The 11,660-nt window shown below is 38.0% G+C and carries 11 protein-coding genes and 3 pseudogenes; 11 read left to right on the forward strand and 3 right to left on the reverse strand.

Annotation, left to right across the window (positions count from 1 at the left end; translation table 11 throughout):
* Window positions 1-526: pseudogene (locus tag IQ215_RS13725) on the reverse strand (bifunctional aconitate hydratase 2/2-methylisocitrate dehydratase); the annotation flags it as partial.
* Window positions 527-690: 164 nt separating this feature from the next.
* On the opposite strand from IQ215_RS13725, the gene IQ215_RS13730 reads away from it, so the two are divergent.
* The 7 genes and pseudogenes from IQ215_RS13730 to IQ215_RS13760 all read left to right on the forward strand — a co-directional run.
* Complete coding sequence (locus tag IQ215_RS13730; RefSeq protein WP_193801976.1) at window positions 691-1,323, forward strand: hypothetical protein; 633 nt, start codon at window positions 691-693, stop codon at window positions 1,321-1,323.
* A gap of 73 nt (window positions 1,324-1,396) precedes the next feature.
* Entirely contained in the window at window positions 1,397-1,666 is a 270-nt protein-coding gene (locus tag IQ215_RS13735) for a hypothetical protein (RefSeq protein WP_193801977.1), read from the forward strand.
* 34 nt (window positions 1,667-1,700) lie between these two features.
* Entirely contained in the window at window positions 1,701-1,895 is a 195-nt protein-coding gene (locus tag IQ215_RS13740; protein ID WP_193801978.1) for a hypothetical protein, read from the forward strand.
* 70 nt (window positions 1,896-1,965) lie between these two features.
* Window positions 1,966-2,208 carry an HNH endonuclease gene (locus tag IQ215_RS13745; protein WP_193801979.1) on the forward strand — a complete coding sequence of 81 codons (243 nt, stop codon included), beginning with the start codon at window positions 1,966-1,968 and terminating at the stop codon, window positions 2,206-2,208.
* A 241-nt stretch (window positions 2,209-2,449) separates the two neighbouring features.
* Complete coding sequence (locus IQ215_RS13750) at window positions 2,450-2,686, forward strand: type II toxin-antitoxin system Phd/YefM family antitoxin (protein ID WP_193801980.1); 237 nt, start codon at window positions 2,450-2,452, stop codon at window positions 2,684-2,686.
* A 401-nt stretch (window positions 2,687-3,087) separates the two neighbouring features.
* Window positions 3,088-3,915, forward strand: coding sequence for a HEAT repeat domain-containing protein (locus IQ215_RS13755; RefSeq protein WP_193801981.1), 828 nt, complete (start codon window positions 3,088-3,090; stop codon window positions 3,913-3,915).
* Between the two features lie 57 nt (window positions 3,916-3,972).
* Window positions 3,973-4,311, forward strand: a pseudogene (locus IQ215_RS13760) (ATP-binding cassette domain-containing protein); the annotation flags it as partial.
* 152 nt (window positions 4,312-4,463) lie between these two features.
* On the opposite strand, the gene pyk reads toward IQ215_RS13760, so the two are convergent.
* The gene (gene pyk / locus IQ215_RS13765) at window positions 4,464-6,245 is read right to left on the reverse strand and encodes a pyruvate kinase (protein WP_431355540.1); all 1,782 of its coding nucleotides are present in this window, start codon (window positions 6,243-6,245) and stop codon (window positions 4,464-4,466) included.
* Between the two features lie 291 nt (window positions 6,246-6,536).
* On the opposite strand from pyk, the gene IQ215_RS13770 reads away from it, so the two are divergent.
* Complete coding sequence (locus tag IQ215_RS13770; RefSeq protein WP_193801983.1) at window positions 6,537-7,238, forward strand: Mo-dependent nitrogenase C-terminal domain-containing protein; 702 nt, start codon at window positions 6,537-6,539, stop codon at window positions 7,236-7,238.
* A 306-nt stretch (window positions 7,239-7,544) separates the two neighbouring features.
* Here IQ215_RS13770 and uvrB read toward each other — a convergent pair whose 3' ends face one another.
* Window positions 7,545-9,536: an excinuclease ABC subunit UvrB gene (gene uvrB / locus IQ215_RS13775; RefSeq protein WP_193801986.1), complete on the reverse strand. Its 1,992-nt coding sequence runs from the start codon at window positions 9,534-9,536 to the stop codon at window positions 7,545-7,547.
* A gap of 30 nt (window positions 9,537-9,566) precedes the next feature.
* Here uvrB and IQ215_RS13780 point away from each other — a divergent pair, with 30 nt between their 5' ends.
* The 3 genes and pseudogenes from IQ215_RS13780 to IQ215_RS13790 all read left to right on the forward strand — a co-directional run.
* Window positions 9,567-9,737: a hypothetical protein gene (locus tag IQ215_RS13780; RefSeq protein ID WP_193801984.1), complete on the forward strand. Its 171-nt coding sequence runs from the start codon at window positions 9,567-9,569 to the stop codon at window positions 9,735-9,737.
* A gap of 632 nt (window positions 9,738-10,369) precedes the next feature.
* Window positions 10,370-11,146: an RNA polymerase sigma factor SigF gene (locus IQ215_RS13785; RefSeq protein WP_193801985.1), complete on the forward strand. Its 777-nt coding sequence runs from the start codon at window positions 10,370-10,372 to the stop codon at window positions 11,144-11,146.
* 53 nt (window positions 11,147-11,199) lie between these two features.
* A pseudogene (locus IQ215_RS13790) lies at window positions 11,200-11,660 on the forward strand (hypothetical protein); the annotation flags it as partial.

Here is an 11,660-nt window from a genome sequence, read left to right on the forward strand (position 1 = left end):
CTTTAAATACTGTGACGGTAATGGTTTCGGGTACTTTGGGTTTACTGATAAACCATGATGCTTCTGCCCATGCGTCGATGACTTGTTTGGCGTAGGAGTTGCTTTGTGATAGTTCTAATACGTCGTTGAAGGCATCAAAGACGAGGAGGGTTTTGCTAAGGGCGATCGCAGCTTCGGAGGCGATATTACTATCCTTAGATTTCAATAAACCCACAAGGGATTGCACGTTATAACCGCCCATCATAGTACCTAAAAGACTTACCGCTCCTTGTTTAGAGATGATAGGGGAGGTTAATTCACCCTTGGCGATCGCCGTTAAAAACCCCGCTTTAACATAGGATGCTTCGTCCACTCCGGGGGGAATGCGATCGCGAAGCAACATCATTAATTCTTCTTTCAATTCTTCAGGGGGATTTTGCAACATTTCGCATAGGTGCGATGTTTGCTCGGCAGTAAGGGGTAGGGGGGGAATGCCTAACTTTGCTCTTTCTTCTACGTGTTGATGATATTCTTCTAGCCAAGTCATAATATTTCGCTTAATTTTTACTATAATCTACTATTTTAAGCATATCAAGATCCGAGACTCTGATTTTGTATTTAATGTATCGAGTTAGTTAAGGGGATTAATTTAGTTTATTGATTGTGTTAGGATTAAAATCTATATATTTATCTATAAACAACTATGTTTGTATGGGTAGAAACAGATTTGACGAAACTTGGCATCGATTAATAGAGTGGACTAATGGCCAAACAGTCGCCGAAAGATTAGCTGGTCAAATTGTCTTGTCCGAAGGTTATCAAGAGTTTGATCCAAGTCATCCATTAGGTGGAAAAGATGGATTAAAAGATGCAATTTGTCAAAAAAATGGCAAGAAATGGCTAGTAGCAGTTTATTTTCCAAGAGGGCAACAAGATTTTAAGTTAATTCAAAATAAGTTCGAAGATGATTTCTTCGGAGTGGAAAAAAATCAAGCGGATAATTTTATCTTCGTAACCAATCAAGAGCTTCGCCTTGGGGAAAGAAAAAAATTTAGAGAAATAGTAACTCCAGTAGATACAGAAATATATCATTTGGAGCGAGTCACTGCAATTTTAGATCAACCGAAAATGCGAGACATAAGGAAACAATTTTTGTGTATAGATTTTGATGAAAGTAATGTAACGAATAATTATCACAGTTACAATGTTTCTCATAATCCATCCCAAAAAATCATTCGCATTACTGAAAATGAATTAATTAGAGGTATAAAAACTGTAACTAATCATGAATATGATTCATTGACCCAAACAGAAACAATCATTGGTACAAGATTAGGTCTTTGATATTTTGTAAGTTAATTAGGATGGATTTTGTTAAAATTTACATAATATAGACTACCTTACTCTACTTAATTAAATGAATAACAAAATCAAGATTCTTCGAGACAGCGACAAGTTGATCAGTGCTTCTTTCTCTGGAGATAAACTCAATTTACTGCTAGAAAGAGAAGGAGAGTACTATTTGTACGCTATTACGCCTGACGAAAATTCAATCCCCAGAATTAGTAGTTGGTTGATAACCAAAGGGCAAGACGAGATTGAGTTTGATGTAAAAATAGACAACCCAGATGAACCATCTGGCGAAGTTGACTCTGGTGATTCTAATGTTCATGTAAGAACCTTTTAATTTATAGTATTATTTATTTGGAGAGATAAACTTTATGTCGAACGAAAACAGAAATTATGCTGTCAATTTTAAGGTAGATAACTTAACCAAAAAAGAAGCAGAAAAATTGGAGTCAGAGTGTGTCAACAAAAAAAGAGAGATTGCTCCACAAGGTAGAGGAACTAGCGTCGTAGGTGAGAGCAAGAAACTTTCAGGGAAAAAGGCTAAAGAAATTACTGGTGAAGGATAATTTTTTCTAGAACATTTTAAGACTTTTTTTGTTCTCAAATTTATTTTTAGATTTTGTATGAGGTAAAATCATGGCAAAGGGAAGACCGAAAGAACATAGAAACGCTCAAAAAGACGTAAAACAATTAGATTCTTTTGAGTGTGCAGTATGCGGTTACGTTGGACAAGAAAAAGATGGATTCATGGAAGGTCATCATCTAATACCTTACAGTGAAGATGGTGCTGCCGATATGCACAATATGGTAACTCTTTGTAAATCCTGTCACCGAGATTATCACAGCAGAAAATTAGATGTAGATATTAGAAGATTTTAATTTTTTATTTTCTACCAGATTTTTTTTGCTCGTATGTAATAGTCACTCCAAGCGTAATTAGCCCTCTCCGTGCTTACTACTCAAAAGGTGTGATCGCACTTAGTTTGAGTAGAAAAAAATAACTTGGCTTACAACAAAATATAAATGTGATTAGTTATATTAATTCAAGAAATAAAATATTAATCATTAAAATAAAGTGAAATATGAAGTAAGGCTTATTTTTAATAATGGAGTTAAACGAATGATCCAATTACATCCTGAATTTATAACTAAAAATGGGAATAAAGAATTTGCAGTTTTACCCTATGAAGAATTTGTCAAAATTCAAGGTTTATTAGAAGATTTAGAAGATTTGCAAGATTTAAGAAAAGCGAAACAAGAAGAAAATAGTAGTCCTTCAATTCCCCTAAGTGAAGTAAAAAAAATGCTAAATCTATCACAATTTTTGCCTAATCAGCGGTGCGATCGTTTATACTAATATTCCTCTCATATATAATTAGTCCTAAAGGGTTTAATACAAATGCTAATATGATCAGGTTCTTATTTTGATTAAGAATGCAATAAGTGTTTTAAGGTGCGATCTTTTCTCGTTTGTAATGATGGCTTTAGCCATTATTAATAAGCTCTAAAGAGCTTACTACGAACTTGGGAGCGTAGAGAGTCGATCCATTTTGACGTATGATTAGAGAACCTAAAATGTTTTTTAGTTTTAATTATGTCTTCAAAGGTCATTGGCAGAGGTTTTGTATCAATGTTAATAGTTTAGATAATATTCTTCATTTCTTTCCTTAAAGTCAAATTCTTGGTAATGATATATTGATCAAGTCAAGGTAAAATGAGTATTTGAACATTTATTTTCCTTCATTCAAAGCTATTTCTATGACTGAAGCTCCTAGTTTAACCGTTGAGAGTGCGATCGCCCATTTAAACCAAACAGAAGATTTAGGACTCCGCTACTATGCTGCTTGGTGGTTAGGGAAATTTCGGGTAAATGATGCCGTTGCCCTAGAGGCATTGATTAACGCTCTCACAGACACTAAGGATATAGCCCCCGATGGTGGTTTTCCTCTGCGTCGCAATGCGGCTAAGGCTCTGGGTAAGTTAGGAGATGAAAGGGCGGTGATGCCTTTAATTCAATGCCTTCATTGTGAAGATTATTACGTCAGGGAGTCGGCGGCGCAGTCTTTGGAAATGTTAGGGGATGTAAGGGCGATCGCACCTTTACAAAATTTACTCAAAAAAGCAGTTTCCGCAGGTGAATTAACCGATTATGCCATAGATACAGTGCCTGATAAACCCCACCTCTATCAACCCTACGAAGCAATTTTAGAGGCTTTAGGCACTCTTGAGGCTAAAAATGACCTAAATTTGATTAGACCCTTCCTTAATCATCCTTTTGCCAAGGTTAAATATGCCGCCCAAAGGGCGATGTATCAGTTGACCGGGGATGATAGTTATGGAGAAATGTTAGTCGAAGCCCTCAAGGGTAAAGAATTACAACTCAGACGCTCTGCTTTAATGGATTTAGGCTCCATTGGTTATGTAAAATCGGCTCGGGCGATCGCCTCTGCCTATGCAGAAAACAGTCTCAAACTCATTGCCATGAAAGGATTATTAGAATATCAGGTTAAAGTAGATCAGCAAAATCAACAGGAATTGTCTGATGATACTATGATGGTGATGGAACTTATGGACTCGCTTTTATAAATTCACAATAGACGGATTAACTATATTCCCCATTGCCCATTCCCCACACTTTAAAAAATGATAGAAGTTGAAAATCTGAGTAAAACCTACGGTGCAACCCAAGCCATTAAAAACGTCTCCTTCAACGTCGAAAAAGGAACTATTTTAGGTTTTTTAGGCCCTAATGGAGCAGGAAAAACCACCACCATGCGCATTTTAACAGGCTATATTCCTGCCACCCAAGGTAGTGCAAAAATTGCGGGGTATGAAGTCCACGAAAACCCCATGGCAGTAAGGGAAAATATTGGTTATCTTCCAGAAACTCCCCCCCTTTATCCCGATATGTCCGTAGAGGATTTTTTATCATTCGTTGCTAAGATTAAAGGAGTGTCATCGGGCGATCGCACCGATAAAGTACAGTAAATGTATAGTATTAAAACTATTATTACCATTGCCCATTCCCTGCCTTAACAAGAAAGTGTTATCCCGAACTCAGGTTATTTATAACGAATAAGAATAGACGATGAACTAATTAACATTTTTGTTCATTATCCATTCTCAATTATCAATTAATCAACCCCATCCTGACTACCATCAGTACCAAGATAAACTAAACCTTGTTCGATTTTCATGGTGACGAAACTAGCATCCCGAATAATTCTAGTGGCATCTTGTACTCCCACAATTACAGGAATACCAAGACGCATTCCGATTTGGGCAGCGTGCGATCGCACTCCACCTTCTTCAGTAATAATGCCACTGGCTAGACGCATGGCATCCACATAATTATTATCAGTGCTTTTCGCCACCAAAATATCGCCCTGATTAAAATTAGTCAGATTATTAATATCATAAACCACCTTAGTACGACCAGTAATTATCCCCTGTCCGATACCAAGCCCCTCACTGAGTAAACCCTTAACAATTTCCACCTTAATTAAATCCGTAGAACCTGCCACCCCTTGCAAAGTTCCCGCCGTCATCACCACTAAATTACCATCTTCCAATAACTCCTCTTCCCTAGCCAATTCAATAGCCGAACTAAACACCTGTTTTAACCCAGGCATATCCAACAGTAATAAAGGTTTCACCCCCCAAACCAACTGTAATTGACGGGAAACACTCACATGGGGGGTAATGGCCAAAATGGGAGTTTTAGGACGGAATTTGGACACGTTACGAGCCGTAGCGCCTGTTTTCGTCAAGGTCATGATGGCACTAGCCTTAAGCTGTTTAGCGATTTGTCCCACAGCCCCAGAAATAGCATTGGGAATATTTTGATTATCCATTTGACCTAACAAATGGGGTGCAATGGAATCCCTTTCTTCTTCAGTACGTCTAGCAATTTTTGCCATGGTGGCCACAGCTTGAACAGGATATTTACCCACAGCGGTTTCATTGGAAAGCATCACCGCATCAGTACCATCCAAAATAGCGTTGGCAACGTCAGAAACTTCCGCACGGGTGGGACTAGGACTATTTGCCATACTGTCTAACATTTGGGTGGCGGTAATGATGGGAATACCCAAACGGTTAGCGGTGCGTATCAAACGTTTTTGTAAAATGGGAACATCCTCGGCGGGTAACTCAACCCCTAAATCTCCCCTTGCCACCATTACCCCATCACAGAGGGATAAAATTTCTTCCATTTGTTCGATGGCTTCGTGTTTTTCAATTTTGGCAATGACGGGGGTAGATTTTCCTGCACTGGCAATTAAATCTTTGATTTCCAACACATCTTGGGGATTTCGCACAAAGCTAAGGGCAATCCAATCCACCCGTTGATCTAAACCAAACATTAAATCTTTTTTGTCTTTTTCCGTTAGGGCTTTTACGGATAAGCGAACATTGGGAAAGTTTACCCCTTTGTTGCTTGATAGTACACCTCCGACGACCACTTGACAATGAAGATCTTTGTTTTCTATGTCAATTTCTTTTACGACCATTTCTACCCTACCATCATCAAGGAGGATTCTGGCATTGAGGGGAACTTCTTCGGCTAAATATTCGTAACTTATACAGGCAATTTTTTCATCACATTTTACATCTCTGCTGGTGAGTACGTAGCGATCCCCCTCATGTAATTCAATAGAACCACATTCATATTTACCTAACCTAATTTTTGGGCCTTGTAAATCTTGCAAAATACCGATGGGACGATTTAACTCATTTTCCACTTGACGAATCATCCGAATACTACTTTGATGGACTTCGTGGGTACCATGGGAAAAGTTGAGACGAAAAGTATTAGCGCCAGCAAGAATCATTTTGCGCAATGTTTCGGGATTCGCACAACCAGGGCCTACGGTTGCTACAATTTTAGTACGGCGGGAAAATTTCTCAGACATCACCTAATATTTACAGATCGAATGTGATTGAATATTATACCCTAGGGGCGTTCAAAATTCATAATTAAGGTTTGAGGAGATAGGGTGATGAGGAGATAGGGTGATGAGGAGATAGGGTGATGAGGAGATAGGGTGATGAGGAGATAGGGTGATGAGGAGATAGGGTGATGAGGAGATAGGGTGATGAGGAGATAGGGTGATGAGGAGATAAAAGTCTTGTAATTAATAATCTTAGTTCAATACATAAATTGATTGTATAGAATTGGAAGTAGTTTAGATTTTCTATATGTCATCATGAATAATAATAATCAATCGGCGGTTATAAATAACGAGGTGCAGAAATTAGACGATCGCACCATAACCGCTTGGCTTAGGGGGCTGTTAACCGTAGCCTATGCTGACGGACATTTTGACCCTGAGGAACAAGATTTGATCGCTAGTTTGACTCAAGATGAATTGATGCCTAATACCAATTTAGGTGATTTAGAACCCATTTGCCCCGAAGATTTAGCCACGGAATTAGGGGATGATGCACAAATCAGAGAAAATTTTTTACGTACTGCAGTGATGATGGCCATCGCCAATGGAGTATATTCCCAAGCCGAAGCCGACTCCGTCCATAACTTTCAAGAAGCCTTAGATTTGGATATAGAAGCCCTCCAAGCCTTAGAATCCACCCTCTGGAATCCAGAGCAAAAAAATAATAACCTTATTTCTCCAGATAAAGAAGAAGGGGCGATCGATGTTTTAAATCCCGTCAAAAAATGGCTCGATGGTATGAGTATAAATGATCCTAGGGTAGCTCGTTTCCTCTGCAAAATGATCCCCCCCCAATGCCCCTTTGAAAGAGATATTAAACTATTTGGCAAAAAAATTGTCCACATTCCCCCCATGTGTAAACTAAATCCCCTTTACGAACAATTGGTGGGCTTAAGATTTCGCTCCCTTTCCTATCTTGCCGATGATTGTAACGAAGATATTTCCAACTATATTTAGAAGGGTAAATAAACCGATTTATCAGGCAAGTTGAACTTAAAAAACCAAAAAACTTTCCTTGTTTATACAAGATTGAATATGTTATCTTAAATACATACCGTCGGGCGGACGGGAATTTAACGCTTGAGGAGTAGGCCGCAAAGCCTAGCCATGAACCCGTAAGACTCGTGAGTAGCGTTAGTGAAAGGAGCTAGTTCAGCCCAAGAATCCTTCATCTTTGATGATTGGAACGTCACTCGATTTTATATCAAAAACAAAGGGGCTAGTTTTCTAGCCCTTTTAAATTTTATCCCGAACTCAGGTTAGTTAATTAGTTCTTAACTTTGTCCTTAAATTTTTAATTTTATCTCTTATTTCCGCCGCCTTTTCAAATTCTAATTCCTTAGCATAGGTTTTCATTTGTTCTTCAAACTGTTTAATTAAATCAGGAATTTTATCTAAGGTTACTTCTTCAATATTGTTATAAACCGTTTCCAATTGTTCACTATTTAATCGTCTAGTTATATCTAAAAATTCTAAAATTGAGCTACTAGATTTTTTACTAATTGACCTAGGAATAATATTATGTTTTTTGTTATAAGCTAACTGTAACTTTCTTCTTCTTTGGGTTTCATTTAAAGCCTTTTCCATGCTATCGGTCAAATTATCCGCATATAAAATCGCCTCTCCATTAACATGACGAGCAGCCCTGCCGATGGTTTGAATTAAAGACTTTTCAGAACGCAAAAAACCTTCCTTATCCGCATCCATAATGACTACTAAGGAAACCTCGGGCAAATCTAAACCCTCCCTTAAAAGGTTAACCCCGATTAAAACATCAAATTCCCCTGCCCTTAAACTTTGGATAATTTCGATCCGTTCGATAGACTGTATTTCTGAGTGTAAATATTGAACTTTTATGCCCCTTTCTTGGAGATAATTGGTTAAATCTTCTGCCATTCTTTTCGTCAGAGTTGTAATTAAAACTCGCTCTTTTTTGACTATTCTTTTTTTCACTTCTCCGAGTAAATCATCGATCTGATTTTCTGTTGGTCTAACAAAAATTCTTGGGTCTAAAATACCTGTGGGGCGAATAATTTGCTCAGAAATATTTCCTTCGGATTGATCAATTTCCCATTGGCTAGGGGTGGCAGATACAAAAACACATTGATGGACTTTTTGCCAAAATTCTTCGGCTTTGAGGGGGCGATTATCCGCAGCGCTAGGTAGTCGAAAACCATGATCAATCAATACTCTTTTTCTGGCTTGATCTCCGTTATACATTCCCCTAATTTGTGGTACGGTAACATGGGATTCATCTACGATTAATAACCAGTCTTTGGGAAAATAATCCACTAAACATTCAGGGGATTCCCCTGGTTGTCTTCCTGCGAGATGGCGGGAATAGTTTTCTACACCGTTACAGTAACCTACTTCTTGCAACATTTCTAGGTCATAACGGGTTTTTTGTTTCAGTCGTTGGGCTTCTACTAATTTTCCTTGTTTTTCTAGTTCAATTAGCCTAATTTCTAATTCTGCTTTGATAGAGGCGATCGCACTTTCTAACTGTTCTTGAGGGGTAACAAAGTGCCTTGCAGGATAGATATTAATGCGCTCTAATTCCTTGATAAATGAGCCATCTACGGGGTCTAAAAGGGAAATTGAGTCGATTTCGTCTCCAAAAAAATCAAGGCGAATTACCCTATCTTCGTAGGCGGGAACGATTTCCAACACATCCCCCTTAAGGCGAAAACTGCCCCGCGCCAATTCGATGTCGTTACGGGTATATTGAATGGTGACTAAGTCTCTTAATAGTTGCCGAGTGTCATATTCTGCCCCTACCGTTAGTTTTACTGAGGCTTTGAGATATTCTGAGGGGATACCCAAACCATAAATACAACTAATGGAAGCCACCACAATCACATCTTGACGCTCAAATAATGAACGGGTGGCGGAATGGCGTAACATATCGATTTCATCGTTGATAGATGAGGTTTTTTCGATGTAGGTATCAGTAACAGGGATGTAGGCTTCTGGTTGGTAGTAGTCGTAATAACTAACGAAATATTCCACCGCATTATGGGGAAAAAACTGTCTCAATTCCTCACACAGTTGGGCGGCAAGGGTTTTGTTATGGGCTAATACTAAGGTGGGTTTTTGGTGATGGGCGATGGCATTTGCCACTGTATAGGTTTTCCCTGTACCCGTTGCCCCAAGAAGGGTATGGAAGCGATCGCCCTTGTCTAAGGCTTGGATAATCGACTTGATGGCCGTCGGTTGGTCTCCTGTGGGTTTAAAGGGCGCTCGTAGTTGAAACATCAAATCTAATATTTTTTGGTCAAACATCCATTGTACATTAGCTCAATCAAGGTTTTAGACTTAATTCGTCTATCAAAATATACCCTAGTTCAATTTATTGAACAAATTACCGTTAGCTTTGTAATCCATTACACCGTGGGGCAACTGCGAAAATACTCCAGCGGAGGTGATGATATATTTTCGGCATGGGATTTTGTTTGACGCTGTTAACAGATTAATATTTTTTATAAATTGTGACAAAAATAAAAATGCCCTAAAATGAATTAATATTTATATAATTCAATTGCTCAAAATAAATTATACATTGTATTAATTATCACAGTATAAATTATAAAATTGGCTATGAAGTTAATTTAAATAATCATTTTTTTCACTACAATATAATTCAGTTTACCAATTATAAACCATATGTCCCCAACAGAAAAACTAATCTATTGATCATCATAAATAGTTATCTACATTTACTCCTGCTCCTTATAATCATAACCGAAAAGGTTGATAGATAACACTTACAGCTATTATGATCTTACTTTCATCATCAGTTAATGGTAAATTGTCATAAAATGCTTTATGATATAATGGTATTAAATTTGACAAGATAAATAACTTTTAATTAGGAAATAATAAAACTTAATAAAACTTTATAAAATCTCCGTAAAAATAGCTAAGTATATTATTTTTTAAGTTATAAAAAACAGTAAAAATACGGTTGTGTAAATAAGCAAAAGTGACCTATGATGTAAATGTGTCATAAAAAATTCATTTGCCCAAGCCCATGACCGAAATCAAAATCGGATGATTTAGATAAGAATTTCATAAGTAGAGATAGAAAAATGCCCATAAGATCTACCACTCAATATAAAACAGCCAACGAAGAATTATTTACCCTCTATGCCCAAAATAAAGAGCAAAGAGTTCGTAATCGTATTGTTGAGTTAAATTTAGGCTTAGTTAAGAAAGAGGCATCCCATTGGACAAATCAATGTCAGGAAAATTTTGATGATTTACTACAAGTGGGTAGTCTTGGCTTATTAAGGGCGATCGAAAGATTTGACCTCGAAAAAGGTTATGCTTTTAGCTCCTTTGCCCTTCCCTACATTCGGGGCGAAATCCAACACTATCTAAGGGATAAAGGCTATTCCGTTCGCATTCCTCGCCGTTGTTTAGAATTAAAAAATAAAGCAAATCGGATTGTTAGGGAATTGAGAGAAGAATTAAAACGTCAACCCAATGATCATGAAATTGCCAAAAAATTAGGAGTTTCCCTAGGGGAATGGCAAGAGGTGAAATTAGCTCACAAAAATAGAGAACCCTTGAGTCTTGACGCTAAAACTAGCAATGACGAAGATAAGTCCACCCTTGGGGAAATGCTTCCCGATGCCCAATACCATAGTTTTCAATTAGTAGAAGAAGATAAAATCAGACTACAAGGGGCTTTATCTCAATTAGAAGAAACCACCCGAAAAGTATTAGAATTTGTATTCCTACAAGATTTAACCCAAAAAGAAACCGCAGAACGTCTTGGGGTTAGTGTAATTACGGTTTCCCGTCGCATTAAAAAAGGCATTAGCAGTATGAGAGGAATGATTAAAGAAGATGAATTTGATTAAAATATTATTGAGGATTATTGTTAAAATAATCTATTAAAATTCACTTTTTTTCTATGAATAAAATATCTATTTTATTACTCTCTAGTATGTTGTTTTTGGGAGGGTGTACCATTGGTGGTGAGGAAGAAGATTTTTCTCAAGATATTCCTCCTATTCCCCCCGCCGAACAACCTGAGGACAATCAAGCTGAGGAGGTGGAAGAACCTATTATCGTTGGTACAGCTAACGGGATTATACCTTCTACAGATCCTGAGGCAAGGTTAAGGCAGATTGAGGATGGTAGAAGTGATCCTTTTGCTCTACCTACTGTCCCCCGTGTCACCATTCAACAGATTGTTACCCCTGAGGGTACTACGGAAAATGGTGTTAATGGAACGGCAGGGACGAATGGAGCTGGGGTGAATCCTGGTGGAACTGCGGGAGCTGATGGAACGGCAGGGACGAATGGAGCTAATGTGACCCCTGGAACGGTTTTGCCCGATGGAACAGTTGTACCCCCTGGAGCTTTAGGCCC

Source organism: Cyanobacterium stanieri LEGE 03274 (assembly GCF_015207825.1).
In the GTDB taxonomy this organism is placed as follows: domain Bacteria; phylum Cyanobacteriota; class Cyanobacteriia; order Cyanobacteriales; family Cyanobacteriaceae; genus Cyanobacterium; species Cyanobacterium stanieri_B.